The organism is Paraburkholderia sp. BR10937, from assembly GCF_040965695.1.
Lineage (GTDB): Bacteria > Pseudomonadota > Gammaproteobacteria > Burkholderiales > Burkholderiaceae > Paraburkholderia.
Window position 1 is genome coordinate 52,205 of sequence record NZ_JBFRCL010000010.1, and the last position, 24,585, is coordinate 76,789.

The following is a 24,585-nucleotide window of genomic DNA, read 5'->3' on the forward strand; positions in this document are numbered from 1 at the left end:
ACAACCAGGGAACGCAATGGACCACACGACAACATCCGGTATGGCGGACGATGTCCGTTCACGGCGCGAGTTTCTGCGGGCTGGCTCGGCCTCGGCACTCATGCTTGCCTTGTCCGGCCCGGCGCGGGCCGGGGGTGAAAAGACCAGGACCGAAGTGGAGGGGGGCGGCTCGCCGCGGCCGGGCGGTCCGCTCCAGTCCGCGGGAGCCCTCGAGTTCGGGCCCGGCAATATCCTCTTCGTCGGCGATATCACGGGTGCGGCCGTTCATGCGTTTGCGCTGAGGGAGTCGGACGTGACCTCTCAGGCCGACGTGGAGATGGGAAATTTTCATAACTTCGAGGGCCGCGATCTGGTCCTGGGCGTGGATCAGAAGCTCGCTGCGCTCTTCGGCACGACGGTCGGCAATATCGTCATCAACGATATGGCGGTCCATCAGCCGTCGCGGCAGATATTCATGTCGGTCGAACGCGGCAGCGGACCAGGCGCCATGGCTGCGATCGTGAAGGTCGATCACGGCAAGCTCGAGTTGCTCGAACTCGACGGGATTGCGCATTCGAAAATGGCCATTCCAAACGAGCCGGACCAGAAGGCGATGCTGGAGTTCGAGCCCCAGCAGGTCTACGCGATCACGGACGTCAAGTACTACAACGGCGAGGTATTCGTGACGGGCATCTCGAATCAGCGCTTTGCGTCGACGCTGTATCGCATCCCATACCCGTTCCGTTCCCGGCTGTCGACGAGCACCGTCGAAATCTGGCACCCGACGCACGGAGAGTTCGAAACGCGCGCCCCGATCGTGCGCCAACTGATCCGGGAGATGGATGGAAAACCGTACCTGTTTGCGGTGTACGGTTGCACGCCGCTCGTGCGCTTCCCTCTGGAAGACTTGAAGGACGGCGCGCATGTGCGTGGGGACACGATCGGCGAGCTGGGCTATGGGTCGAATCCGCTGGATATGCTGACTTATACAGATCCGACCGACCATAAGGACTACTTGCTGGTGACCATCGATGTACGCAGCGCGTCGCGTATCGAAGCTGCGGCGTTGACGACTGCGAAACCCGAGCCGACCGGTGGCCCCATCGATTTTGGGCCGGGCGGCCTCGGGCGCACGCAGCGCGATCTGCCGATTCGGGCGGAACATATCGCGATTCTCGATCCACGGTGGGCGGTCGTCATCTGGCGGCATCCGAAGACGTCCTGGCGACTGGACATCGGTACGCTGATGGTTCCGTACTTCTTCGACCGCAGATTGGGAATGGCGGAAATGAACTGGCCGGATGGTCCCGATCCGTTCCACTACCGCGAACATCGCAACGAGATCGACCACGCGTAGCCGGTGGGCAGATCGCGCAACGAGACTGAGTGAGGATGCCGATGACAGTCCAGCCAACACTGCGGGTCGAGCACGAGACACAGCCGGGCGGGGCGGCTTGCGTCGGCGTGCACAACCTCGATGCAGATCTCGTTGCGTTTCTCGTCGAACGCCAGGGGACGGCCCGCCTGCTGCAATCCGTGCTGCGCGTGAGCGTCATCGATGCAGCCATGCGGGGCGGCGACGAACTTCCCGATGTGGCCGGCCGCTATCAGCTTCTGGAGGCCGGGGTGCGATTCATTCCGCGTTTTCCGTTCGAACCGGGCCGTCGCTATCGGGCAAGCTTCGATCCGCGGCCGCTCGGCCGGCTTGATGACGCGGACGTGCTGACGCTCGAATTCTCGCTACCGAACCCGATCGGCGCCGACCCGGCTTCGGTGACGGGTGTCTTTCCATCCGCCGATGTGCTGCCGGAAAACCTGCTTCGCTTCTACGTTTGCTTTTCGAGCCCGATGCGGCGTGGCGGTGCCGAGGCGCAGATCCGTCTCATCGGCCCCGATGGACGGCCTGCGCACGACGTGCTCTATCGGCCTGTGGTGGAGCTATGGGACAGGAGCATGCGATGCCTGACGGTTCTGCTGGATCCCGGCAGGCTGAAACGCTGGGTAGGCCCCAATCGGGAACTGGGTCCGCCGCTGACGATGGGGCAACGCTACGCGCTGGCCGTCGGCTCGGCGATGCTCGACTCGTCCGGTTGTCCGCTACGGCAGAATTTCTACAAGCCTTTCGTTGTCGGGCAGGCGGTTCGCGAGCCCATTGCGGTCGTGCATTGGACGGTGCTGCCGCCTGCAGTACAGAGTTGTCAACCGCTGGAGATCGTGTTTCCCAGGCCGCTGGACTGGGCGTTGCTCCGGCGTGCGATTACGGTCGTGGGGGACGACGAACGGCCGGTATCAGGGCGCGTCGCGATCGAGCGGGGCGAAAGGCGCTGGACCTTTACGCCGGATTCGCCCTGGACGGCGACGCGGCCCGTCATTCGTGTCGCACCGGCCCTTGAAGACGTCTGCGGCAACAACCTGTTCGAGGCGTTTGACGGGCCGCTGCGAGCGCACCGCGAATCGGGCGTCGAACGCACCAACCGCAAGATTCGCTTGGAACTCGCACAAGCGGCGAATTCCGCGTAACGAGTGTGGAGACAACCGTTCGCCTTCGACGGCCCCTCGCTCACCACGGAATCGTCTGATTTTCCCAGCGAGTGAATGTCCCCGACGGGCCATTCGGTCCCAGCAGAATGACGCGTACCGCTTCTCGTGCACCTTCCTCGACGGTCTCCGTGCCCGTATAGCCGTTCAGGTTCGTGCGGGTGTAGCCCGGCGAGACGGCGTTGACCCTGATGCCCTCCGGCTCCAGCTCGATCGCCATCGCAACGGTCAACGCGTTGAGCGCCGTCTTGGACGCGGGGTAGATTGGGCCGAAGATCGAGCGCCATTGGAACGCAGGGTCCGAGTTCGTCGTGAGCGACCCAACGCCACTCGACACGTTGAGGATGCAAGCGGCCGTCGATTTGCGCAGGAGCGGCAGCATCGCCTGATAGACGGCCAGCACGCCGAACACGTTGGTGTCCCACACCGCGCGCATTTCATCGATAGAGACATTGCTCGGGCGGGTAGTTTTCGCGAAGTCCTCGACGGACTGGCCGGGCTTCCGGTTCGTGCTTGAAATCGCGGCGTTGTTGACGAGCACGTCGAGGCGGCCATGCTCGTCCCGAATGCGCTGCGCGGCGGCAGCGATCGAAGCGTGATCCGTCACGTCGAGCTGGAGCGCACGCGCGTTCGGCCCAACTTCCCTGGCCGCGGCTTCACCGCGTTCGAGATTGCGCGACCCGACGAGCACCGTGAGGCCGTGTGACGCGAGATCCTTCGCGATCTGAAGACCGATTCCCTGATTGGCTCCGGTGACGAGGGCGATGACATTGTCCTGCATGCAAATCTCCTGATGTTGATTAGCTCACCTCGGCTGCCCATGCTTCGGCATCGGCGCCGGCGGGAATGCGCATCGGCGTCGAAGGGTCGGTCGCCGCGCGCCATACGGCCTCGGCGACGTCCTGCGCCCGGGTGAGGGGGGACGCCGTGTCCTCCAGATGCGCGAGGACTTGTTTGACGAGACCGGCGTAGGCTTCGTTGTCGAAGCCGTGGATGTGGGCACGCGCGTTATCGCCAAAGCGTGTCTCCAGTGAGCGGCCCGGCAGCACGAGGCGCACCCGCACGCCGAACGGTTCGAGTTCCAGCGCCATCGACTCGGTGAACGCGTTCACCGCCGCCTTGCTCGCGCGGTACGCGCCGATCAGCGGCAGCGCCTTCAACGTCACACTCGACGTAACATTCACGACGACACCCGCCTTGCGCTCGCGGAACTGGGGCAGCACGGCTTGCGTCACCGCGATCGTGCCGAACGTGTTGGTCTCGAAGACCTCGCGCACGGCCTCGATCGGAACCAGTTCAGCCGGGGAAGCCGCGCCATAGCCCGCATTGTTGACGAGGACGTCGATCGGGCCCGCGGCCATGACGGCCTCGCGGATGCTCTCCGGCTTCGTGACGTCGAGCGCCAGCACGCGCAGGTGCTCCGAAGGCGGCAGCACGTCGTCGCGCGGCGTGCGCATCGTGGCGACGACCCGCCAGTCACGGGCCAGGAAGTAGCGGGCGATCTCGAGCCCGAATCCGGAAGAGCAGCCGGTGATCAGCACGGTTTGCATGGAATCTCCTTTGGGTTTGCGTGTGTCCATACGATAGATCGCGCAGACCGTACTTGCTACAATCAAAGATCCGAATTTCGTTTGCAGGAGTCCGGCCATGATCGATCCGTTGGCTGAAGTCGTGACGCTGCTGCAGCCGAGTGCGCGCTACTCCAAACTCGTCCTCGGCGCCGGCCCCTGGCGCATCAGTCGTTCGGGTGCGGGCGAGCCTTTCTATTGCGTCATCCTCGATGGCGGGTGCCGCATCACGATCGACGATCATGCGCCGCTCGAACTCGTGGCCGGTGACTTCGTCCTGATTCCCGCGTCCTATGGCATCGAGGTGAGCAGCCTCGAGCCCCCGCCGCCGGACGTCGAGCCCGTGACGCCCGTCGCGCTGGGCAACAACGAATTCAGGATCGGCGCTGCGGACCACCCCGTCGACTCGCGCATGGTGGCGGGCCATTGCAGCTTCGGGTCGCCGGATTCGTCCCTGCTGGTTTCGCTGCTGCCGCAACTCGTGCACGTCCGCGGCCAGGAGCGGCTGGCCACACTCGTCAAACTCGTGCGCGAGGAATCGAGAGAGCAGCGGCCTGCGCGTGAAGTCGTGCTCTCGCGCCTGCTGGAAGTGCTGCTCATCGAAGCACTGCGATCCACGGCGGGAACGTATGCGCCACCGGGCCTCGTGCGCGGGCTCTCCGACAGCCGCCTCGCGGCTGCGATGCGGGAGATGCACGAACATCCGACGAAGCCATGGACGGTTGCCGCGCTCGCGAAGGAGGCCGCGCTCTCGCGTTCGACGTTTTTCGAGCGCTTCAGCCGCGCGGTCGGCGTCGCACCGATGGAATACCTGCTGACCTGGCGCATGGCGCTCGCGAAGGATCTGTTGCGCCGCAATCACGGCCGCATCGCCGAGATTGCGCAACGTGTCGGCTACAGCTCGGCCAGCACGTTCAGCGTTGCCTTTACGCGGCACGTCGGCCGGCCGCCCACGCAGTACGCGCGTGAGGAGCAGATGGCCCCGGATAGCGTGTAAGCAGTCGTGTGCGGGTTGCCGACGGGGCTTTGGGCGCGCGTACTACGAAGATCAACCCGGTCGCCTGTCGGAAGCCGGATCGGTGATGAGCCGCGTGCTGCGTCGGTAGGTGACGTAGGCCCAGAGCCAATCCAGCATGACCTTCATCCTGTTCGGCCCGCCGGTGAGGAACGCGATGTGTGCGGCGCCCCAGAACCACCACGCCGGCGCGCCCCACATGCGGATGGGGCCGATTTCCGCCACCGCGGCCTGACGCCCGATCGTTGCCAGGCTGCCGAAGTGCCGGTATCGAAACGGCGGCGGAGGACGGCGACCCGCAAGCTGTGCGTCGATCACGCGCGCGGCATATCTTCCCTGCTGCTTGGCGGCAGGTGCCAACCCCGGTACTGCCGCGCCGTTCCAGCCCAGACTCGCAGCGGCATCGCCAATCGCATAGATGCCTTCAGCTGCCGCAACAGAGAGATCGTCGTTCACCTTGATTCGTCCGGACGCGTCTTCTGGCTGGTTCAGCCATCTGGCGACCGGAGACGCTGCCACTCCGGCAGCCCACAGGATGGTTCGGGATGCAATGCGATCCTTGCCGAGGTCGGCGCCCTCCTGATCGATACCCAGCACCCGGGTATCGAGGTAGATCGTGACGCCCAGCTTGTGAAGGGAACGTTCCGCGGCGGCAGACAGGGAAGGCGGGAACGTCGGCAGAACGCGGGGGCCGGCATGAACCAGAATGACGCGCGAGGTCGAGGGATCGATGGTGCGATATTCCTGATCCATCCCGTGGTGCGCCAGTTCCGCGATGGCGCCGGCCAGCTCGATACCCGTCGGTCCTCCGCCGACGATGATGAACGTCAGCCACGCGGCACGGGCTGCTTCGTCGGCGGCCGTTTCCGCCTCTTCAAATGCGCGCAGCAGACGGCTCCTGATCGAGGTCGCGTCCTCGATGCTCTTGAGCCCGGGCGCGTACGGCGCCCAGTGATCGTTGCCGAAGTAACTGTGACGCGCGCCGGTTGCGAGGACGAGATAGTCGAATTTCAGGCTGGCTGCGCCGATCAGCACTTCGCGGGTGGTGGTGTCGATACCTGTGACGCTGCCCAAACGGACCTGGACGTTTCGCTGCCCACGAAAGAGGCTTCGGATCGGCGTCGCGATTTCGCCGGGCGACAACGCTGCTGTCGCGATCTGATAGAGCAGCGGCTGAAACAGATGATGATTCCGCTGGTCGATGAGAGTGATGCGGCAGCGCGAATTGCGCAGGCCGCGAACGGTCTCGATCCCGCCAAAGCCACCGCCGACCACCACGACATGGGGACGTTGATTGAGCGTGCCTTCTTCTTTCTCGAGGCGGTCGAGCACCCAGCGGGCGAGCCAATGATCCACCGAGATGACGCCGGGCCCCGTGGCGACGAACATCAGCAGCAGGAGCAGCATGGCCAGCCGGTCGTCCATGGACATGGCGATGCCAGCGAGCGGAATCATGGCGGCATAGATGAGCATCGCGGGCCGCGTCATGCAGCCGAAGGCGATGCTCAATGCGAGCAGCGCAGCGAGCCATGAGGGGTACGCGAACAGTGCCGCGAGATCTTGATGGGTAGCCCGCCCGAACAGGGAAGCCGTCAATGCGGAAGCGAGACTGAGCGATGCCGCGATGCCCGCGCGCGAGACGAGCAGGAGCACAGGTGACACATACCGTTCGATCAGCGCATAGCAATTCCTGACCTGTCGGGTCGGGCCCAGTGGCGCCCACGCCAGGCCTCGCGCCAACATCGCGTCGAGGGAGAAGCTTCCCGGACCCAGCACGACCAGCCAGGCGAGCAAGACAAACGTTGTGCCGCCCGGACCGAGGGCGATCGATCCGTAGCCGCCAACGAGCAGCACGAGCGCGATGGGCCGGGTCAGCAGGCCAGCGGTGAGCAGGAGCGGCACGATACCGTGCAGTGCTGCCTCCACGCTGGACGGCGCATGTAATCCGGCGCCGGTTGAGCCGCCCTGATTGCCTTGCGCCATGGCCATGATCTGATGCACGAGCACGACCTGCCCGAACCAGACGCGAGTGGCAAGCAGCAGCCACGGCATGCAAAGCGCGCGTATTGTGGGCGCGAAGCGGACCAGGGGTTTGAAGGCGTTCCAGAACATACGGCACCCTTTCGAGCGAACCATCACGGCGCATGCCGCGTCGAAGCGAATCTCACCAGCGCAGACAATGCGGCGCCACGGCCGAGCCGACTGCGGTCGTGATGACGATGGCGAGCACGTACCAGACACCCCAGAACGGGACCGCCATCTCCGAGCAATACAGCGAGTAGACGAGCAATCCCTGCGCGCCGGCCAGCAGACCCGCGCCCGCGCCGGCCAGGGCGAGGCGCGTCGGCGCGAGCTGCTTCATCGCGCGCAATATCGTGGCGAGCGAGGGCAGCGAGAGCAGCACGACGTTCGCCGTCGCCGTGCGCCACGTCGTACCGAGCATCAACTCGAGCCGGTAGCCCGGCGGCGTCGCCAGCAGAACGCTGCCGGCGGCGAGCAGCATGGAGGCCACCGGCAGCGCCGCCGCGAGCCCGGCGAGCCTGAGGCGCGCGCCGGGGCGGCCCAGCCGCTCGGCGAGCGCCACGGCCGCGGCGATGATCGCGAGCGGGAATGCGAGGCGCACCCAGAACATCGTCGTGAGGATCAGCTCGGGCATGTCGCTGCGCACGCCGTACAGCGCAACCAGCAGGGCCGCGCTGGCGGCGAGGCCGTGCAGCAGCGCGCGCGTGAGCAGCCTCGGAACGGCGTAGCGCTCGATGGGCGACACGTCGCTCGCGAGCCGGGTGACCAGCTCTCGCGTTTTCATGACCGGTACGCGCGGTCTCCGAGCAGGTAGTCGATCGATATCACGCCGGGGCCCCAGGCGGCGATGCCGAGCGCCATGGCGGCCCATGTGATGTGGATCGGCCAGCCGTCCGGCACCGTCAGCTCGATGATGCAGGTCATCAGCAGCAATCCCGCGGCCGCGAAGCGCGTGCCGAACCCGAGCACGAGCAGCACCGGGAAACCGACTTCGCCGCACGCGGAGAGGAACGCGAAGAGGGCCGGCGCCGGAAACGGATACGGACCGCCGGGCAGATGGAGCTTGAATTCGTCGGTGAAGAGATCGATGGCCGTGTCGTTGAGCTGCAGGAAACCGTGCCACTTGAGAATGCCCGATTTCCAGAAAGGCACGGCCAGAGCAATGCGCAGCACGAGCTGCACGAACGACGGTTGGGCGAGCCGTTCGATGAAGCGCCGGGCGCAGCCGATCGCGTGCGCGACGTTGCCCGCGAAAGACGGTCTGGAGTCCTGTCGAGTTTGCATCATGGTTACGCTCCTGGTTGAACGGCGGCGAACACGCCGGCCGAAATCATCGCGGCCAGGCTGGCCGGCAGGTCGAAGGCGTCGCTCTCCTCGAAGGCTGCCTGCGCGGCGGCGCCGAGCGGCATGCCCTCGATGAGAGCGAGCAGAAACGCAGCGCCGCCCGCAGGCAGGCGCGAGACAATCACGTCGTAGTCGGGCCGCGTGACGAGCGCGTCTTCCGCATCGCTCGCATGCAGCGCTGTGACGGGGCCGGGCGCCCGGTTCATCGCGAAGATCGCGACGGCCGGGTAGCGCGAGCGCACGATGCGCGCGGCCGGATGCGGGACAAAGCGCAGCTGCGCGAGCGAATCCGCGTCGATGCCCGCGAACGCGTCGGCCGCAAGCGGTGCGGCGTCCCCGGCGTGATAGGCGTCGAGCCACGCGCGCTCGATGCGTGCCGTATCCGCAAGCCACGGCATGTCACGTGCGTACTCCCAGCTTTCGATGAACGACGGAAAGTCGCGCCCGTACTCGAACAGGAGCGGCGAAGCCGGCGGCGTGGCGCGCACGTGAAAGCGCGCCATCGCACGGAAGAACTCGACGCCTGTGATGCGCTGCACGGCGGGATAGATCGCGGCCAGCGCATCGATGAGGCTGACCGTGACGTTGTTGCGATAGACGTTGTAGCGCTTGACGACGCCCTTGCCATGCGCCGCCACGACACCGTTCGGTGCGGCGAGGTCGGGGTTCGTCAGTCCCGGCGCGAAGGCCGTCGCGTAGTCGTTCGTGGATTGTTCAGGCTTCATGGCCGGTGCGCTCCAGGATTGATATATCGGACTCCGATGCATTGTCGAGAAAAAGTTCGGAGACGATCCGCCGGGCCGCCAAGGCTTGTGCGCGCAGTTCGGGCCACGCAGGCAACTGGCTGTCCCATTCGATCAGTGTCGGTATAGGCCCGGTGCGCGCGATCACGTCGCGGTAGAGCGCCCAGACCGGATCGGCGATGGCGCGGTCGTGGCTGTCGATGAGCAGTGGCGCATACTCGTCGTCGTGCTGCTCGCTGTAGCCGGCCAGGTGAATCTCGCCGACGTAATCGAGAGGAAAATCCGCGAGATACGCGCGTGCCGCATAACCGTGATTGGTCGCCGAAACGAAAACGTTGTTGACGTCGAGCAGCAGCCCGCAGCCCGTGCGCTGCGCGACCGCATGGATGAATTCCGTTTCGCTCATCGTCGACGCGGCGAACGCCACGTACGTCGACGGATTCTCGAGCAGCATCGGACGTCCAATGGCTGCCTGCATCTGATCGATGTGTTCGCAGACCTTGTCGAGTGTCGCCTGCGTGTAAGGCAGGGGCAGCAGATCGTTGAAGAACGTGCCGCCATGCGAAGACCACGCGAGGTGTTCGGAAACGACTGCGGGTTCGTAGCGCGCGACCAGCTCGCCAAAGCGCGCGAGATGGCCGGCGTCGAGCCGGTCCGGTCCGCCGATCGACATGCACACACCGTGCAGCGAGACCGGATAGCGCTCGCGGATCGCGTTCAATGCGCGGTGCGGCGGCCCGCCTGCGCCCATATAATTCTCGGCGTGCACCTCGAAGAAGCCGTCCTGCAGTCCGTCTTCGAGAATCGCCGTGAGATGCTCATGCTTGAAGCTCGTGCCTACGAGCGCAGCCGCGTCAGGCGCCGTGCGAAGGGGACGGCCGGACCTCGCCGCTGATTGCATGGAAGTGTTCATGACCGTCCCCTCTCTTGCGTGGTCGTAGCGATCAGGACTTGATCGGCGTGAGCGAGCCGTGGCCACCGCCGGGTACGACGATGCTCGAGCAGGTGCCGCCCTGAACGAACTTCCACGAGTTGCCCTGGAAGTCGACCGTCGAGGTTCCCTGACAGGTCGTGCCGGGACCGGCGGCGCAGTCGTTTTGCCCCTTCAGCGCGACGCCGAAGCACTTCTCCTTGTGAGCGGCGACGGCGGCGCTCATCTCTTCCTTCGTGAGCGGTGCGGCATGCGCGACTGAAGCCAGCAGGCTGGCAACGGCACCTGCAAGCAGGGCGGAACTAACAGCGGTCTTTGCGGACATGGACGTTCTCCAGTGATTGAGATTTGAGGTATCCGTCGCGGATACACCAGCTAATTCGCGCGACGCTGGAGGCCGGTTACACCGGTCGATTTTTTTTGCGTGAAGATATTCGAAGGGAGAGGGGGAGCTTGCGAGCGCAAAAAAAAGCGCTTCCGGCTGTAACCGGAAGGCCTGAACGAACGAACTAACGCGCGATGTCGATCGCAGCGGCAAAACTTCTATGCGCTAGCGCGACGACTACTGTCCGAGTATGGAGAGCGCCTCAAGCACCGGCGCGAGGGAGACGGCGACGATTCCGCCGAGCGGCGTGTTCATTTCCAGGATCAGAAAGATGGCGATGGAGGTGGATATCGCGCCCAGAAAGAACGTGATGACGACAGTCGCGTTGGGTGATGTGAACAGCCCAAACGAGCCGAAGATGATGCACAGCCACAACACGAGCGTCAGCAGTAGCGGCATCGGGGTCGAGCCTGCCGCCTGCAGCAGCGCAAGCTCGCGCATCGCCAGCACGTCGCCGGCGATCTGAATGGCGCGCGACTGTAGCCGGCGTTGCGTTTCGCTGGTCGGCGACAGTTCCGCGAGTTTGCGTTGAATATTTTCCCCGCGTTTCAGTTCCTCCGGGCTGCGCATGCTCGCCAGTTGCCCCGGATCGCCCGAACTGATCTTCTGGATGCCGGCGGCGAGACCCTGCTTCAGCAAGGCCCGGATCTCCTGCGTCTCCGGACCATACTGGGCCAGTGTGCGATCGAGCAGAATGATGTCGGTGGCGTCGCGTACGACCGCGGCGTTCGCGGCATCGAACGAGCTTTTCGCCGACGAGATCAGCAGCCCGAGCACCAATGCGGCCATGGTGGCGATCAATCCAATCGTCAGCTTAATGACGCTGACCGATTCGTCGCCGAGATGGCGTTCCGGCAGCCTGGTGTGCAGATACAGGCCGAGCAGGGCGCTGGCGAACACGCAGGCAAACACAATGACCGCAACGCCGAGATGGTGCATTGTTCGACTCTCCGTTTTTGCGTGCAGGCGCGGTTGCTTTCGCTGGATGCCTGAACGACTATCTTCTATTACACGCCATGTAATTGGCGAGGCTGCGGCACATCACTACTCTTTGCTTGTCGTGTGATCGCCCCCCGATGCACGTGTCCACCTCCCGAGCAAACACCATGGCTAACTTCCCCGTATATACATTCGAATCGGCACCGGAAGGCTCGAAACCGGCATTTCGAGGTCTTGCCGAAGCATTCGGCATGGTCCCCAACATTGCCGGTGCAATTGCCGGTTCGCCAAAGCTCATCAATGGCCTGACCGCCGTGTTTCAGCAGGCTCACGGCGGCAGCTTCACGGAGGCACAGGTTCAGACCCTGTTGCTGACGAATGCCGTCACCAACGGCAGCTGCGTCGACGATGACGAACTATACCGGCAGCGTCGCCAACCCGCCGCTCGAGGAGATGTTCCAGCAATACGCGTGGCAGGGTTAAGGACCAGGCGTTGATGCGCCAGAGAGGGGGGCGGCAGGCGCTTGTCCCCTCCTCGCGGGTCACGCCTGGTGTTCTGCATTCCAAACGGAGACGGATATGACGATTCCCCTGGACGTTCACCTGAAACTTGGCGGGATCATCTTCCCGAACATGGACCAGTGCGATTTCACCGGACCTTTCGAGGCGCTGGCGCGAGTGCCGAATTCGTCGTTCATGACGCTCTGGAAGGACAAGAACCCGGTTCGCGATCTGGCTGGCATGCAGTTGCTCGCCGACACCACGTTTGAAGAGGCGCCGCAGCTCGACGTCCTCCTGGTTCCGGGCGGACACGGCCAGGAGGCCTTGATGCACGACGAAACCGTTCTGTCGTTCATTCGCAGCCAGGCAGCAGGCGCGCGCTACGTCTTTTCGGTCTGTACCGGCGCGCTGCTCTGCGGTGCGGCTGGCCTGCTGCATGGCAAGCGTGCTACGACGCACTGGACGGCATTGGACGTCCTCCCGCTCTACGGCGCGATTCCGAGTCGCGAGCGTGTTGTAATCGACGGCCAACTGATCAGCGCGGGTGGCGTGACGTCGGGAATCGATGGCTCCTTGATCGTGGTCTCGCTGCTGCGCGGAGAGACGGTCGCCCAGGAACTGCAACTGTATATGGCCTATGACCCGCAGCCTCCGTTCCAGTCCGGTTCTCCGGAAACGGCGCCGGCGCACATCCTGGCAACGGTGACCGAACGTGCGCAAGCCATTACCGAAAGGCGGATGTCTACCGGACGCGTCTACCAGGACCGAATGCGCATGCCTGGAAGTTGAGGCAGGCGCGGAATAGTGTTCGCCCGCAAGGTGTTCTGTTGACGCAAAGAAGATTCGCGCAGCGAAGCAAAGCCATCGAGACCCTTGGTCATCTGAGAACGGAGGCAAGACAATGGAAACGCAATCGGGCACCTTGACGTCTGAAACCGGGAATGCAACTGCCGCTTCTCCGCAAAAGCTGCTGCAGCTGGCCATGGGTTTCTGGGCCTCGAAGACGCTGCTATCCGCAGTCGAACTCGACCTGTTCACCGTTCTGGGCAGAGGGCCGCGCACAGCACCACAACTGATGGAGCAAATGCAGTTGCATCCGAGATCGGCACAGGATTTTCTCGACGCGCTGGTCGCGCTAGGGGTCCTGGATCGAGACGACGGCATGTACCGGAATACCGCTGACGCCGGTGCATTTCTGGACAGAGCAAAACCGGGCAGTATCGCCGGATTGCTGCTCATGGCTAACAACCGCCTATACCCGTTCTGGGGCTCGCTGACCGAAGCGTTGCGCACGGGTCTGCCGCAGAACGAAGCAAAGCAGGGCGGCAATGCGTTCGAGGCAATCTATCGTGACGAACGCGTGCTCCGTGAGTTTCTGGGCGCAATGACGGGTGTCAGCCTGGATCTGGCAAAGGAGATTGCGCAAAAATTTCCCTGGCAGAACTATCGCTCGGTCGTCGACGTCGGCACCGCGCAGGGTGCCCTCGTGGCGGAGATTACGCGTACGCACGAGCATCTTTCAGGAATTGGGTTCGATCTGCCCGCGGTCGCTCCGGTGTTCGACGACTACATCGCGGCGAACGCGCTACAGGATCGAATTCACTTTCATCCGGGCGACTTCTTCAAGGACGCGTTGCCTTCAGCCGACGTCCTCGTGATGGGACACATTCTTCACGACTGGAATCTCGAACAGAAGCGCGAATTGCTCGCGAGGAGTTATCGGGCGTTGCCCGCTGGTGGATGTCTGATCGTCTATGACGCGATGATCGACGACGAGCGCAGGCACAATGCGTTCGGCTTGCTGATGAGTCTGAACATGCTGATCGAGACGCCCGGCGGTTTCGACTATACCGCCAGGCAGTGCCGCGAATGGATGGCCGAGGCGGGCTTTCGGGAGATCAGAGTCGAACCGCTGGGCGGGCAGAACGCGATGGTGATTGGCGTCCGCTAGCGGTCGAGATGTGACAGCATGGGCGGCAGGTAACGTGTGCCTGCGGTCTGGTGTCCGGCAAGGAAACTCCGGATGCGATCCAGTTCCTCAGGCGTCAGACGAACTGACGCTGCGTTCACGTTCTCTTCGAGGTACTTGCGCCGCTTGGTGCCGGGGATCGCCACCAGATCGTCACCTTGCACGAGCAGCCACGCGAGCGCGAGCTGGCCCGGTGTCACGGACTTCTCGTCGGCAAGGGCCTTGATGAAATCCGCGAGCTTGACGTTCGTATCGAAGTTGCTGCCCTGTATGCGCGGATCGTTGGCCGCTCGCCAGTCGTCGGCGGGAAGGTCCTCCGCCCGCCTGGCATTGCCGGTCAGGAAGCCCCGGCCAAGCGGACTGTAGGGCACAAAGCCGATACCCAGCTCGCGCAGGGCCGGCAGCACCTTGTCTTCGACGCCGCGCTCAAATAGCGAATACTCGCTTTGCATGGCCGAGACGGGTTGCACGGCATGGGCGCGCCGGATGGTATCGACGCTCGCTTCCGACAAGCCGAAATAGCGCACCTTGCCCGCGGCGATCGCGTCCTTGACCGCGCCCGCCACATCCTCGATCGGCACGGCGGGATCCACGCGATGCTGGTAGAGCAGATCGATGTGATCGGTCTGCAACCGGGCCAGCGACGCGTCGATCACCGCCTTGATGTGCTCGGGGCGGCTGTCGAGGCCGCGTACCCCGTTGTCGATCTTGAAGCCGAATTTCGTCGCGATCGTCACCGCGTGACGACGCCCTTTCAGCGCGCGTCCGAGCAGTTCCTCGTTGGCGAAAGGACCATAGATCTCTGCGGTATCGAGGAACGTGCAACCCAGTTCGATCGCCCGATGGATGGTGGCGATCGACTCGGCGTCATCGGGTGTGCCGTACGCATAGGACATCCCCATGCACCCCAGCCCGATCTCCGAAACGACGAGTCCTTCACGTCCAAGCTTGCGCGCGTTCAGCATATTGCCCTCCTGTGATGGCTAGCTACCTAGAATGGCACGCGCGTCGGAGACGTGTTAGCACGATACTCTTGATTCCTTGCACGATTCTTCGATGCAAAAGGAAATGGGGTTTCTGTAGAGGTAGCGACGATTCGCCCGTCGCTCGCGCGCACGATGCGATCCGCGGTGTCGAAGAATCGGTCGTCGTGCGAGATCGCAATCACGGTGCGCCCCATCCGTTTCAGTTCGGGCAGGAACTCGCGACAAAACACGCGGCGGAAGGTCGGATCCTGATCGGCGGCCCACTCGAGCACGATGATCGGCCGTGCTTCGCAGGAGCGTTTCTTCGCGGAGCTTCGGCAACCCTTGCAGGCGTCAGCCAGCTCGCCCCAGAACAATGGGGTGTTTGTTCGTTATTTATCGAGAATAAGACCGGATAAAGAGGGGTCAATATTCAAAGTATCTTTAACTTTGAATCACAAGTGGCTCGCCCGCGCGGACTGCCCGCTGCGCCGGTACACGCGATCACCGGCCGGGATTTGCGGCTGTAACCGGACTACACTGGAAGAGGCAGCAACCTGGGCACCGGATCGCCAAGCCTCCTGAGAGGGGAGGCGGGCCGGCGTTGATCCGCCATGAGCACCAGATCCAGCCTGCAGCTTCGACCGCCGCGCGAGCGCGGCAAGGGGCGCGCGTTTGCATTGGCGGTGACCCTGCACGTCGTGCTGTTGTCACTGGTATTCGTCGGCACGCGTGGCCCGCAGAATGCATCGACCGGCTCGGACTCTGTCTTCACAGGGTTCATTGCGCCTTTGCCGCCGGCGGTCCAGGTCCCGCGCACGCCCAACCGGGAGTGGCCATCCGGGGCGTTGGCAGCGCCTGCCCCGCTCGTTACCGCGAACGACCAGACGCCGTTTGCGCGGCACCGCAGCGACGCGGTCAAGCCACAGCGACTGCATAGACTCGACTCGAGGACCGTACGCGCCGGCGTGGTAGCGCGGGCGTCTCTGCCGAGGGGAGTTGAGGCTGACCCGGTTCGACGGATGGATTTGCAGCCAGCGATTTGATGCGATCTAACCTCCGTTGAGTGTTGAGTCGCGGGTTGTCCACGGGCGGGCGGCGGGTCGCCTCTCACGACCATGACGCTGCCCGCCGGTGGGCAACCCGCAAGGCGATACGGTCTGCCTTTTAACGTTGAGGTTTTCGAATTCAAGCGGCGAACGATAGCCAATGCTGCTGTGCAGGCGGCGTACGTTGTACCAACCCTCGAGGAACCAGAAGATGCACTGCCTCGCCTGTTCATGGGTCGCAAAGTGCTCTCGCGAGAGCAGCTCCGCTTCAAGCGTGCCGAAGAACGATTCGCACATGGCGTTGTCGTACGCGTCTCCGGCCGTCCCCATCGACGGTTGCACGCCGGCTTCGCGGCAGCGCCGTCCGAAGGCAATGGAGGTGTATTGACATCCCTGGTCCGAATGTAGAATTACGCCCTCGTGGCGTCGCTGCAGCAACGCCATATCGAGTGCGCGCAGCATCAGTTCGGTGTACAGATGGCTTGACATCGCCCAGCCCACAATTCGGCGACTGAACACGTCGAGAACTACGGCCAGATACAGAAACCCCTCGCCAGTCGGGATGTAGGTGGCGTCCGCTACCCACAGCATGTTTGTCGCCTCCGCACAGAAGTGCCGACGCACCAGATCCGGAGCGCGCCGTGCCCCCGCGCGTTGCCGCGTGGTGTGTGGCCAGCGCCGCCGGCTCGCACCATGCAGGCCGGCCATGCGCATCAGGCGTGCGATCCGCTTGCGTCCAACGTGCACGCCTTCACGTGCGAGCTGCGCATGGATACGTGGCGCACCATACGTGCCGCGCGAACTCGAATGGAGCGTGCGGATACGCTCGAGCAGTTGAGCATCGCTGCACGAGCGTTTCGACGGCTCACGCGCCAGCCATGCGTAGTAGCCACTCGTGGAGACCCTGAGTAGCCGTGCCATTGTGGCAATGGGCCACCTGGCCCGGTTCGCTCTCATGAATCCGTACCGCCCTTCGGCGCAACGGCTCCCGTCTCCCTCGCGAACCAGGCCGCGGCCTGCGAGAGAATGTCCCGCTCCATCTTCAGTTGCCGGTTCTCACGACGCAACCGTGTGAGTTCCTGCCGCTCGGCCGTGGTCAGCCCGTCGTGACGCACACCCGCATCGCGATCGGCCTGCGCGACCCAGTTGTTGATCGTCTGTTCGGTCGGCTCGAACTCGCGCGCCAGTTCCTCAGGCGTTCTGCCGGACTTAACCAGCTCGACCATGTGGGCCCGGAATTCCACAGGGTATGGGGTACGATGCCTGCCCATTTCGACACCTCCAGATCAAAAGCATAGGTGTCCGTTTTTGCGGGTCAACTTCAAGTGGCCGTTGCGCAGCAAAGAAATCGTCCGATGGAGCAAGAGCGGGCAGCACGTCTCGCCGCGCTGCAGGACATCGCCGGCAGGCCTTTGATGGATAGCGGGCGGGCCGTGTCAGCGGGGTACGCCGAGAAGGTGGCACGTCGGGTGCGCGCCAACGTTCTCGCGCCGTTCGATATCGAGGGCGATCCGTCTGCGGTAATCGCTGTCACGTGCACGCCCAGCGGCGCGCTGCTCAGTGTCACGGTCCAACGTCCGAGCGGGAATCCGCGGTGGGATCGCGCCGTGGTGACCGCAGTCGAGAATTCGTTCCCTATGCCAGCGGATGTCAACGGCAGCACGCCGACGCGCTTTGTCATGACGTTTCGACCGAAGGGATGACGGATGTGTACAGGTGGTCTGGCACATATGGAGGCAATCATGCACGACATTCTCGCGGGTTACGATGGCTCGGTTTCCGCAGAGGGGGCAGTCCGCTTCGCAAAAAATCTCGCGGAAAAGGAAGGGGCGCGGCTGCACATTCTTGCGGTTGCTCGTCCACCCGACTGGGGTAAGCTGGCCTATGAGCGGCCTGAGTTGCTCGAGATCGAAAAACGCCATTGTCAGGACCTGATCACCGGGCTCAAGGGAAAGCTTGGGTTGTCCGGAGTCACTGTCCAATATGAGATGGTTGTTGGGCATCCGGCCAAGGAACTCGTGCTGTATGCCGAGCGACATAACATTGACCACGTAGTTGTAGGACATCGCGGACATACTGCCTTTGATCGCTGGCTGCTGGGTTCCATCGCGAGGCAAGTAATCGCGTATGCACCGTGCTCCGTTACGATCGTGCGCGACCGGCTAGATACCGCAAAGGAGCATCGATGATACTCAACGATCACGCTGCGTCAGGACTGAGCGAAGAAAAAACGCGTGAGATGGAAAAAGATCGGCGCTGCGAAACAGATTGAGTCGACGCGGTCAAGCATCCCGCCGTGACCAGCGACGAGATGCCCCCAGTCTTTCGCTCCCAGTGAGCGTTTCACTGCCGAAAGCACAAAGCCGCCGAAAAAGCCCGCCACGACCGTCACGGCAGACATCCCCGCTGCCTGCCACACATTGAAGGGCGTAAGGCCGTGTAGCAAGGTGCCAAGACCGATCGCAAGCGCGCCGCCTCCGAGGAGTCCCTCCCATGTTCTGGAGGCGCTCACAAGCGGTGCGAGTTTGTGTTTTCCCCAGAGCCTGCCGCAGACGTACTGGAAGACGTCGCTCGACTGGACCACGAGAAGAAGGAAAAACAGAAGGGGCCCATTATTGCTGAAGTGGCCCGGGAATTTGAGCAAAAGCAAGGCGGGCGCGTGGCTGAGAGAGTAGATACACACCATCACGGCCCAATTGATTGTGGCATTGCGCTCGAGAAAATCTTCGGTGTCCTGAGAGAATGCGGCGGCCGAGGCCAGTCCGCCGAATACGTATACGGGGATAAAGATTGCGGCGAGCGCCCACCAATTGAACGCGAGGATCACGTACTGCGCGGGCAGTACAACATAGTAGGTCAGCACGAGCGGCCAGTAGTCAGCCGGCTTGGTCGGCGTGAGGGTCATAAATTCGCGCAACGCGAGGAACGAGCACAAGAAAAAGAGCACGAGCGTCGCGCCCGTGCCGAGCGAAAGTGCGACCGTTACCACGGCAATCATCAGCCGCCAGGTGGCGGTGCGCTCGTTCAGGTTGCGAACGAGTGGGTTGCCCGCGCCCATGCGTGCGCGCAGGACCGCGCCTGTCGCCGTTGAGATACAGAGCAGGCCGAGCACGCCAATGAGCGTCATCCAGAAGACGTGTGGCATGGCGTTCCTTCTGCGGAGTTTTGCAGGTTGACCACAGCGTCGCGCGCTCGCTCGAGGAATGCGTCCTTGTCATCGCTGTTGTCCGCGTCCGCGCGGACGATCTCGTTGCCAAACGAAACCTGACAGGCGATTGGGACGGGTAGCAGCTTGCCTTTAGGCATCGCGCGCGCGAGGTTGGACAGATGCACGGGCACGAGTGCGACGTCAGGGAACTGCGCGGAGAGCCAGTAGAGGCCTGTTTTGAATGGGCCGATCTCGCCGGTCAGACTGCGCGTCCCTTCGGGGAAGAGGATGATCGAGAAGCCGGCTGCGAGCGCGTCCTTCACGAGTTCGAGCGAATCGCTGCCGCTCTCGTGCTTGCGCTCGACGAACACCACGCGCAGGACGTGCGTGGCGATGAAGCGGCGGGCGGGCGTCGCGTCCCAATAGTCCCTGGCGGCCGCGGGCCTCACGTTCTCCCTGAGGTCTGACGGTAGTGCCGCCAGAATGGCTAGCGTGTCGACGTGGCTCGCGTGGTTGGCGAAGTAGATCGTCTGCTGCGCATTGGGCGGCGTTGTGGCGTAGCGCCCGTGCGCGCCCACGACGATGCGCACGATGCCGAGCAGGAGGGATTGCAGAAGGTTACGCATGGTAGTAAAAACCACCGTGGAGCCGTCCCGCGACAATCGATTCGAGTTGCTCCGGCGTGTTCATTGGCTGAAGTTCGAGTGTCACGTGCGGGACCGCCTGTTCGAATTCGCGCAAGGCATGCGAGACAATGCCGCTCAATACCGCGTTCTCGACGAACCCGACGCGTAAATGGCCCTGCAAGCCGGAGACGATCTGTTTGGGACCAGATTGAGACGCAATGGTCAACCACGTCGACTGGCCGGCCGCTACGCTGCGGAAACTGACGTACGCCAGCTTGCACTGAAAGGGATGGAATCGGAACCGGTTTCTTTCTGGCGTGGCGGCGCGGAGGAAAGCGCGGGAGCGAACGAAGCAATGTGACCTTGAGTGGTCACATTCGTCATACGTCATCCTGATTGTTTGAAGAACTCGACCGCGATTCCCCCCGTGGCGACTCGGCAACACGGGCGCACACATCGCCTCCTGCGCCGCGGCACGGATAGCCATGCGGTTTCCTCCGGGGCGTGCGGAAAGACGGATCGCGACGCGCCATTTGCTGCATTGCAAACAGTTGTTATACGAATTTTCGCCTTTGCGACGATAGCGCATTTCTTGTGCGGGTTTATACCTGGTAAGCGCCTGAACACCAAAGCTGACAATGTGTTTGCCGATTCGCTTGCGATACATGAAGCGGCTGCCACGAACAAACGATTGACAGACTTCAACTCGACCTTAGAATGGGGATTGCTGCATCGCACCACCGACTGTGTTCTGTGTCTTATTGTCCGTGAGCGTCTCGTGTGGACAGTCGGACACTACCACCTTTCATGGAGCCCTGGATGAGCACTCTGACGACGGAGCAACTTGTCGCCGCGCAGAAAGCCGGCGTCGAAACATCGTTTGTTTTCCTGAACAAGGCATTTGAAGGCATTGAAAAGCTGGCCGAACTGAATGTGCAGGCGGTCAAATCGACCCTCGCTGAAAATCAGGAATTCGCCGTCAAGGCACTTTCTGCCATAGAGCCTCAGGAAACGTTTTCACAACACTCGATTCTGGCGCAGCCTGCCGTTGAAAGAGTGCAGTCATACTGGCACCACGTCTTCGAAATCGTCTCTAGCACCCAAGCCGATTTTGCTGCGCTCGCAGAAGCACAGGGCAAGCAGTTCCAGAGCGATGCGCAGTCTTTCATCGACGATCTCACGAAGAATGCGCCGGCGGGAAGTGAGTCCGTACTGGCGGCCTGGAAGACATTCATCACGAGCGCAACCGAGACAGCCAATTCGGCGTATGAAACTGCTGTGAAAACCGCCAGGCAAGCCGTGGAGACTGCTGAAAGCAATCTCGATGCTGCGTCAACTGCCAAACGGACGCGCCAGGCAGTTGTGCCTGTGGAATCGGATGCAAAACAGTAGAGTTTTCGACGGCTCTGAAAGTGAGTGACTGAAAGCTCAGTGAAGACGTTGAAGTAGGCGGTAGCCCGTGCGCTGAAACGCTTGCATTCGTGGTGCGATCGGAGACCTCTAAATATAAGTAGTACTTTATATATCGAAATTGTTCGTGCCGCGCTCCTTACTGCGATAAAGGCTGAAGCGCAGGCCCGATTTCGTTGCGACGGCCACTACCATCGATTGACAATATGACATTACTGATTGGCATTCCTCTGGAGACAGCCACCGGAGAGCGGCGCGTCGCGACCGTGCCCGAGGTGGTCGAGAAACTGATCAAGCTGGGGGTCGCGGTAGCCGTGCAAAGCGGCGCCGGCGCAGGTGCGAACTTTGGCGATGGTGATTACCGTGCTGCGGGTGCAGAGGTCGTGGCAACGGCTGTCGAACTCTGGGCCCGCAGTGACGTCGTTTTCAAGGTACGTCCGCCGAGCAGCGAGGAAGTGGCGCTGATGCGCGAGGGCGCCACGCTGATCGGCTTTGTGTGGCCGGCCCAGAATCCCGAACTGATGCAGCAACTCGCCGCGAAGCGCGCCACCGTGCTGGCGATCGATTCGCTGCCGCGCACGCTGTCACGCGCGCAGAAGATGGACGCGCTCACCTCGATGGCCGGCATCAGCGGCTACCGCGCGGTGATCGAGGCAGCCCATGCGTTCGGCCGCTTCCTGAACGGCCAGGTCACCGCCGCCGGCAAGGTCCCGCCGGCCAAGGTCTTCATTGCTGGCGCGGGCGTGGCCGGCCTGGCTGCGATCGGCACCGCGGCCAGTCTCGGCGCGATCGTGCGCGCCAACGACACGCGCGCCGAGGTGGCCGACCAGGTGAAGTCGCTGGGGGGCGAATTCGTCAAGGTCGACTACGAGGAGGAAGGCTCGGGCGGTGGCGGCTATGCGAAGGTCATGAGCGAGGGCTTCCAGCAGGCACAGCGCGCGATGTACGCGCAGCAGGCGAGGGACGCGGACATCATCATCACCACGGCGCTCATTCCAGGTAAGCCGGCTCCGAAGCTCATCACGGCTGAAATGGTGCAGTCGATGAGGCCGGGCAGCGTGATCGTGGACATGGCGGCCGAGCAGGGCGGCAACTGTGAACTCACTGTGCCCGGCGAGGCGGTGGTGCGTCACGGCGTGACCATCGTCGGTTACACGGATCTCGCCTCGCGTCTGGCGAGGCAATCATCCACGTTGTATGGCAACAACCTGCTGCGCGTGGTCGAGGAACTGTGCAAGACCAGGGACGGCACGATCAACGTCGATTTCGATGACGACGCCATCCGCGGCCTCACGGTCATCAAGGAGGGCAACATTACCTGGCCGCCGCCACCGATCAAGCAGCCGGCCGTCGCACCCAAACCCCAGCCCGCGGCTGCTGCGGCGGCGGCCGCGCCGAAGAAGGGCCACGGCAGCAGCGAACCGATGTCAGCGAAGTCGCTGGCCATCGCGTTTGGCATTGGTGCGCTGGCCTTTCTGATGGTGGGGCTGTTTGCGCCAGCCACGTTCCTCTCGCACTTCACGGTGTTCGTGCTGGCCTGCTTCGTCGGCTACATGGTGATCTGGAACGTCACGCCGTCGCTGCACACGCCGCTGATGAGCGTGACCAATGCGATCTCGTCGATCATCGCCATCGGCGCGCTGGTGCAGGTTGCGCCGCCGCTAGGCGAGTCCGCTGCGGGTGACCGGCCATCCGGGCTGATTCTTGGCCTGGCCGTGGGCGCGTTGGCACTTACGGCCGTCAACATGTTCGGCGGCTTCGCGGTGACGCGCCGCATGCTGGCGATGTTCCGCAAATAAGGGGACGACAACAATGACTTCGAACCTCACTACCGTCTCCTATATCGGCGCGGCGATTCTCTTCATCCTGAGCCTTGGCGGGCTCGCCAATCCCGAGACCGCGCGCCGCGGCAACCTGCTTGGCATGATCGGCATGCTCATCGCCGTGCTGGCAACCGTGCTCGGTCCGCGCGTGTCGGCCGAAGGCATTCCGTATGTCGTCGCTGCGCTGGTCGTCGGCGGCGCGGTCGGCCTGTTCGCCGCGAAGAAGGTGCAGATGACGCAGATGCCCGAACTCGTCGCGCTGATGCACAGCCTGGTTGGTCTCGCGGCCTGCCTGGTAGGCTTTGCCAGCTACATCGATACGTCGGTGCAATTCACTGGCGCAGAGAAGGCCATCCACGAAGTCGAGATTTACGTAGGCATCCTGATCGGAGCGGTGACTTTCGCAGGCTCGGTCATTGCGTTCGGCAAGCTGTCGGGCAAGATCGGCGGCAAACCGCTGCTGCTGCCCGCACGGCACTGGCTGAACCTGGCCGCGCTGCTGATCGTGATCTACTACGGTCGCGCGTTCCTGCATGCAGAGACGATTCAGGACGGCATGATGCCGCTAGTCGTGATGACGGTGATCTCGCTGCTGTTCGGCGTGCACATGGTGATGGCGATCGGTGGCGCCGACATGCCCGTGGTGGTGTCGATGCTCAACAGCTATTCGGGCTGGGCAGCGGCGGCCACCGGCTTCATGCTCGGCAACGACCTGCTGATCGTGATCGGCGCGCTGGTGGGCTCGTCGGGTGCGATCCTCTCGTACATCATGTGCCGCGCGATGAACCGCAACTTCATCAGCGTGATCGCGGGCGGATTTGGCAGTGGCGCGGGCGTGCCCGCAACAGCGAGCGGCGCGAGCGCGCAGCCGGCCGGCGAAGCGGTGGCAGTGAGCGCCGCCGAAACCGCCGAACTGCTGCGCGACGCGAAGCGCGTGATCATCGTGCCGGGCTATGGCATGGCGGTGGCGCAGGCCCAGCACACGGTCTTCGAACTCACGAAGCTGCTGCGCGAAAAGGGCGTCGACGTGCGGTTTGCAATCCACCCGGTGGCGGGCCGCATGCCGGGGCACATGAACGTGCTGCTGGCCGAAGCGAAGGTGCCCTACGACATCGTGCTCGAGATGGACGAGATCAACACGGATTTCCCCGAGGCGGATGTTTCGATGGTGATCGGCGCGAACGATATCGTGAATCCGGCGGCGCAGGAGGACCCGGCGAGCCCGATCGCAGGCATGCCGGTGCTGGAGGTCTGGAAGGCGAAGACCTCGATCGTGATGAAACGCAGCATGGCCTCGGGCTATGCGGGCGTCGACAACCCGCTCTTCTACAAGGACAACAACCGCATGTTGTTCGGTGATGCAAAGGCGATGCTGAGTGAGATCTTCGGGGTGTTGAAGGCCTGAACGCGGCGAAGCGGGACTCGCCGAGGAATAACGAAGCGCATCGGAGAAGATCATGGCGCTCAGCCGGGCGTCGACAATACATCTGCCAAGGCACGTGCCTATCGAAAGTGTGTGTTCTAACGGTCAAACGGGAAGAGGGATGGGGTGCCGGCGCTCTGAGCTTCCCTCGAAATTTCGCCTTCCAGCAGGTCGTGTGTAAACTCGACCCGAAGGAAGGAAAGAATC

The 24,585-nt window shown here is 63.1% G+C and carries 25 protein-coding genes and 1 pseudogene; 11 read left to right on the top strand and 15 right to left on the bottom strand.

Going from position 1 to position 24,585, the window contains the following annotated elements; translation table 11 throughout:
- The first annotated feature begins 16 nt into the window (after positions 1-16).
- Positions 17-1,336 carry a hypothetical protein gene (locus tag AB4Y44_RS10720; RefSeq protein ID WP_368699487.1) on the top strand — a complete coding sequence of 440 codons (1,320 nt, stop codon included), beginning with the start codon at positions 17-19 and terminating at the stop codon, positions 1,334-1,336.
- A gap of 35 nt (positions 1,337-1,371) precedes the next feature.
- Entirely contained in the window at positions 1,372-2,499 is a 1,128-nt protein-coding gene (locus AB4Y44_RS10725; RefSeq protein WP_368699488.1) for a hypothetical protein, read from the top strand.
- Between the two features lie 40 nt (positions 2,500-2,539).
- On the opposite strand, the gene AB4Y44_RS10730 is transcribed toward AB4Y44_RS10725, so the two are convergent.
- Together AB4Y44_RS10730 and AB4Y44_RS10735 are read right to left on the bottom strand one after the other, a co-directional pair.
- Positions 2,540-3,298, bottom strand: coding sequence for an SDR family oxidoreductase (locus tag AB4Y44_RS10730; RefSeq protein WP_368699489.1), 759 nt, complete (start codon positions 3,296-3,298; stop codon positions 2,540-2,542).
- A 19-nt stretch (positions 3,299-3,317) separates the two neighbouring features.
- Positions 3,318-4,067, bottom strand: coding sequence for an SDR family oxidoreductase (locus AB4Y44_RS10735; protein ID WP_342924344.1), 750 nt, complete (start codon positions 4,065-4,067; stop codon positions 3,318-3,320).
- A gap of 97 nt (positions 4,068-4,164) precedes the next feature.
- Here AB4Y44_RS10735 and AB4Y44_RS10740 point away from each other — a divergent pair, with 97 nt between their 5' ends.
- Positions 4,165-5,082: a cupin domain-containing protein gene (locus AB4Y44_RS10740; protein ID WP_368699490.1), complete on the top strand. Its 918-nt coding sequence runs from the start codon at positions 4,165-4,167 to the stop codon at positions 5,080-5,082.
- 51 nt (positions 5,083-5,133) lie between these two features.
- On the opposite strand, the gene AB4Y44_RS10745 is transcribed toward AB4Y44_RS10740, so the two are convergent.
- The 7 genes from AB4Y44_RS10745 to AB4Y44_RS10775 form a co-directional block, all read right to left on the bottom strand.
- Complete coding sequence (locus tag AB4Y44_RS10745; protein ID WP_368699491.1) at positions 5,134-7,212, bottom strand: FAD-dependent oxidoreductase; 2,079 nt, start codon at positions 7,210-7,212, stop codon at positions 5,134-5,136.
- A 52-nt stretch (positions 7,213-7,264) separates the two neighbouring features.
- Entirely contained in the window at positions 7,265-7,906 is a 642-nt protein-coding gene (locus AB4Y44_RS10750) for a DUF1109 domain-containing protein (RefSeq protein ID WP_368699492.1), read from the bottom strand.
- Positions 7,903-8,406 (bottom strand): DoxX family protein, encoded by a 504-nt coding sequence (locus tag AB4Y44_RS10755; protein ID WP_083245397.1) that lies wholly within the window; start codon positions 8,404-8,406, stop codon positions 7,903-7,905. Before AB4Y44_RS10755 ends, AB4Y44_RS10750 begins: the two co-directional genes overlap by 4 nt.
- 5 nt (positions 8,407-8,411) lie before the next feature.
- Entirely contained in the window at positions 8,412-9,191 is a 780-nt protein-coding gene (locus AB4Y44_RS10760; protein WP_342924348.1) for a DNA-binding domain-containing protein, read from the bottom strand.
- Positions 9,181-10,110 (bottom strand): DUF692 domain-containing protein, encoded by a 930-nt coding sequence (locus AB4Y44_RS10765; protein ID WP_368699577.1) that lies wholly within the window; start codon positions 10,108-10,110, stop codon positions 9,181-9,183. The genes AB4Y44_RS10760 and AB4Y44_RS10765 overlap by 11 nt, the downstream gene beginning before the upstream one ends.
- A gap of 43 nt (positions 10,111-10,153) precedes the next feature.
- Positions 10,154-10,465 carry a DUF2282 domain-containing protein gene (locus tag AB4Y44_RS10770; RefSeq protein WP_342924349.1) on the bottom strand — a complete coding sequence of 104 codons (312 nt, stop codon included), beginning with the start codon at positions 10,463-10,465 and terminating at the stop codon, positions 10,154-10,156.
- Between the two features lie 237 nt (positions 10,466-10,702).
- Positions 10,703-11,464, bottom strand: a complete 762-nt coding sequence (locus AB4Y44_RS10775) for a hypothetical protein (RefSeq protein ID WP_368699493.1) — start codon at positions 11,462-11,464, stop codon at positions 10,703-10,705.
- Positions 11,465-11,631: 167 nt separating this feature from the next.
- Between AB4Y44_RS10775 and AB4Y44_RS10780 the strand changes: the two genes are divergently transcribed.
- The 3 genes from AB4Y44_RS10780 (at position 11,632) to AB4Y44_RS10790 (ending at position 13,916) form a co-directional block, all read left to right on the top strand.
- Positions 11,632-11,961: a hypothetical protein gene (locus AB4Y44_RS10780; RefSeq protein WP_368699494.1), complete on the top strand. Its 330-nt coding sequence runs from the start codon at positions 11,632-11,634 to the stop codon at positions 11,959-11,961.
- A gap of 82 nt (positions 11,962-12,043) precedes the next feature.
- Positions 12,044-12,754, top strand: coding sequence for a DJ-1/PfpI family protein (locus AB4Y44_RS10785; protein WP_368699495.1), 711 nt, complete (start codon positions 12,044-12,046; stop codon positions 12,752-12,754).
- Between the two features lie 112 nt (positions 12,755-12,866).
- Entirely contained in the window at positions 12,867-13,916 is a 1,050-nt protein-coding gene (locus AB4Y44_RS10790; RefSeq protein WP_368699496.1) for a methyltransferase, read from the top strand.
- Here AB4Y44_RS10790 and AB4Y44_RS10795 read toward each other — a convergent pair.
- The 3 genes and pseudogenes from AB4Y44_RS10795 to AB4Y44_RS10805 all read right to left on the bottom strand — a co-directional run.
- Positions 13,913-14,899 (bottom strand): aldo/keto reductase, encoded by a 987-nt coding sequence (locus AB4Y44_RS10795; protein ID WP_368699497.1) that lies wholly within the window; start codon positions 14,897-14,899, stop codon positions 13,913-13,915. The genes AB4Y44_RS10790 and AB4Y44_RS10795 overlap by 4 nt on opposite strands.
- A 26-nt stretch (positions 14,900-14,925) precedes the next feature.
- A complete protein-coding gene (locus AB4Y44_RS10800) occupies positions 14,926-15,276 on the bottom strand; it encodes a hypothetical protein (protein WP_368699498.1) in 351 nt (116 codons plus the stop codon).
- A gap of 804 nt (positions 15,277-16,080) precedes the next feature.
- Positions 16,081-17,219: pseudogene (locus tag AB4Y44_RS10805) on the bottom strand (IS3 family transposase); the annotation flags it as partial.
- An 84-nt stretch (positions 17,220-17,303) separates the two neighbouring features.
- Here AB4Y44_RS10805 and AB4Y44_RS10810 point away from each other — a divergent pair.
- Together AB4Y44_RS10810 and AB4Y44_RS10815 are read left to right on the top strand one after the other, a co-directional pair.
- Positions 17,304-17,651: an energy transducer TonB gene (locus AB4Y44_RS10810; RefSeq protein WP_368699499.1), complete on the top strand. Its 348-nt coding sequence runs from the start codon at positions 17,304-17,306 to the stop codon at positions 17,649-17,651.
- Between the two features lie 39 nt (positions 17,652-17,690).
- The gene (locus AB4Y44_RS10815; RefSeq protein ID WP_368699500.1) at positions 17,691-18,137 is read left to right on the top strand and encodes a universal stress protein; all 447 of its coding nucleotides are present in this window, start codon (positions 17,691-17,693) and stop codon (positions 18,135-18,137) included.
- 20 nt (positions 18,138-18,157) lie between these two features.
- On the opposite strand, the gene AB4Y44_RS10820 is transcribed toward AB4Y44_RS10815, so the two are convergent.
- From AB4Y44_RS10820 to AB4Y44_RS10830, 3 genes are read right to left on the bottom strand one after another with little or no spacing between them, the layout of a single operon-like run.
- Positions 18,158-19,093 carry a phosphatidate cytidylyltransferase gene (locus AB4Y44_RS10820; protein ID WP_368699501.1) on the bottom strand — a complete coding sequence of 312 codons (936 nt, stop codon included), beginning with the start codon at positions 19,091-19,093 and terminating at the stop codon, positions 18,158-18,160.
- Positions 19,072-19,722 (bottom strand): lysophospholipid acyltransferase family protein, encoded by a 651-nt coding sequence (locus AB4Y44_RS10825; protein ID WP_342924358.1) that lies wholly within the window; start codon positions 19,720-19,722, stop codon positions 19,072-19,074. Before AB4Y44_RS10825 ends, AB4Y44_RS10820 begins: the two co-directional genes overlap by 22 nt.
- The gene (locus AB4Y44_RS10830) at positions 19,715-20,389 is read right to left on the bottom strand and encodes a LysR substrate-binding domain-containing protein (protein ID WP_342924359.1); all 675 of its coding nucleotides are present in this window, start codon (positions 20,387-20,389) and stop codon (positions 19,715-19,717) included. Before AB4Y44_RS10830 ends, AB4Y44_RS10825 begins: the two co-directional genes overlap by 8 nt.
- A gap of 152 nt (positions 20,390-20,541) precedes the next feature.
- On the opposite strand from AB4Y44_RS10830, the gene phaP reads away from it, so the two are divergent.
- From phaP to pntB, 3 genes are all read left to right on the top strand, one after another.
- Entirely contained in the window at positions 20,542-21,114 is a 573-nt protein-coding gene (gene phaP / locus AB4Y44_RS10835; protein ID WP_342924360.1) for a TIGR01841 family phasin, read from the top strand.
- Positions 21,115-21,338: 224 nt separating this feature from the next.
- A complete protein-coding gene (locus tag AB4Y44_RS10840) occupies positions 21,339-22,931 on the top strand; it encodes a Re/Si-specific NAD(P)(+) transhydrogenase subunit alpha (RefSeq protein ID WP_342924361.1) in 1,593 nt (530 codons plus the stop codon).
- 13 nt (positions 22,932-22,944) lie between these two features.
- The gene (pntB, locus tag AB4Y44_RS10845) at positions 22,945-24,360 is read left to right on the top strand and encodes a Re/Si-specific NAD(P)(+) transhydrogenase subunit beta (RefSeq protein ID WP_368699502.1); all 1,416 of its coding nucleotides are present in this window, start codon (positions 22,945-22,947) and stop codon (positions 24,358-24,360) included.
- Positions 24,361-24,585: the final 225 nt, after the last annotated feature.

Bases quoted from the DNA above. Each gene is read 5' to 3' on its own strand.
- AB4Y44_RS10720 (WP_368699487.1), top strand. From the start codon at position 17: ATGGACCACACGACAACATCCGGTATGGCGGACGATGTCCGTTCACGG.
- AB4Y44_RS10725 (WP_368699488.1), top strand. From the start codon at position 1,372: ATGCCGATGACAGTCCAGCCAACACTGCGGGTCGAGCACGAGACACAG.
- AB4Y44_RS10730 (WP_368699489.1), bottom strand. From the start codon at position 3,298: ATGCAGGACAATGTCATCGCCCTCGTCACCGGAGCCAATCAGGGAATC.
- AB4Y44_RS10735 (WP_342924344.1), bottom strand. From the start codon at position 4,067: ATGCAAACCGTGCTGATCACCGGCTGCTCTTCCGGATTCGGGCTCGAG.
- AB4Y44_RS10740 (WP_368699490.1), top strand. From the start codon at position 4,165: ATGATCGATCCGTTGGCTGAAGTCGTGACGCTGCTGCAGCCGAGTGCG.
- AB4Y44_RS10745 (WP_368699491.1), bottom strand. From the start codon at position 7,212: ATGTTCTGGAACGCCTTCAAACCCCTGGTCCGCTTCGCGCCCACAATA.
- AB4Y44_RS10750 (WP_368699492.1), bottom strand. From the start codon at position 7,906: ATGAAAACGCGAGAGCTGGTCACCCGGCTCGCGAGCGACGTGTCGCCC.
- AB4Y44_RS10755 (WP_083245397.1), bottom strand. From the start codon at position 8,406: ATGCAAACTCGACAGGACTCCAGACCGTCTTTCGCGGGCAACGTCGCG.
- AB4Y44_RS10760 (WP_342924348.1), bottom strand. From the start codon at position 9,191: ATGAAGCCTGAACAATCCACGAACGACTACGCGACGGCCTTCGCGCCG.
- AB4Y44_RS10765 (WP_368699577.1), bottom strand. From the start codon at position 10,110: ATGCAATCAGCGGCGAGGTCCGGCCGTCCCCTTCGCACGGCGCCTGAC.
- AB4Y44_RS10770 (WP_342924349.1), bottom strand. From the start codon at position 10,465: ATGTCCGCAAAGACCGCTGTTAGTTCCGCCCTGCTTGCAGGTGCCGTT.
- AB4Y44_RS10775 (WP_368699493.1), bottom strand. From the start codon at position 11,464: ATGCACCATCTCGGCGTTGCGGTCATTGTGTTTGCCTGCGTGTTCGCC.
- AB4Y44_RS10780 (WP_368699494.1), top strand. From the start codon at position 11,632: ATGGCTAACTTCCCCGTATATACATTCGAATCGGCACCGGAAGGCTCG.
- AB4Y44_RS10785 (WP_368699495.1), top strand. From the start codon at position 12,044: ATGACGATTCCCCTGGACGTTCACCTGAAACTTGGCGGGATCATCTTC.
- AB4Y44_RS10790 (WP_368699496.1), top strand. From the start codon at position 12,867: ATGGAAACGCAATCGGGCACCTTGACGTCTGAAACCGGGAATGCAACT.
- AB4Y44_RS10795 (WP_368699497.1), bottom strand. From the start codon at position 14,899: ATGCTGAACGCGCGCAAGCTTGGACGTGAAGGACTCGTCGTTTCGGAG.
- AB4Y44_RS10810 (WP_368699499.1), top strand. From the start codon at position 17,304: ATGGAGCAAGAGCGGGCAGCACGTCTCGCCGCGCTGCAGGACATCGCC.
- AB4Y44_RS10815 (WP_368699500.1), top strand. From the start codon at position 17,691: ATGCACGACATTCTCGCGGGTTACGATGGCTCGGTTTCCGCAGAGGGG.
- AB4Y44_RS10820 (WP_368699501.1), bottom strand. From the start codon at position 19,093: ATGCCACACGTCTTCTGGATGACGCTCATTGGCGTGCTCGGCCTGCTC.
- AB4Y44_RS10825 (WP_342924358.1), bottom strand. From the start codon at position 19,722: ATGCGTAACCTTCTGCAATCCCTCCTGCTCGGCATCGTGCGCATCGTC.
- AB4Y44_RS10830 (WP_342924359.1), bottom strand. From the start codon at position 20,389: ATGTATCGCAAGCGAATCGGCAAACACATTGTCAGCTTTGGTGTTCAG.
- phaP (WP_342924360.1), top strand. From the start codon at position 20,542: ATGAGCACTCTGACGACGGAGCAACTTGTCGCCGCGCAGAAAGCCGGC.
- AB4Y44_RS10840 (WP_342924361.1), top strand. From the start codon at position 21,339: ATGACATTACTGATTGGCATTCCTCTGGAGACAGCCACCGGAGAGCGG.
- pntB (WP_368699502.1), top strand. From the start codon at position 22,945: ATGACTTCGAACCTCACTACCGTCTCCTATATCGGCGCGGCGATTCTC.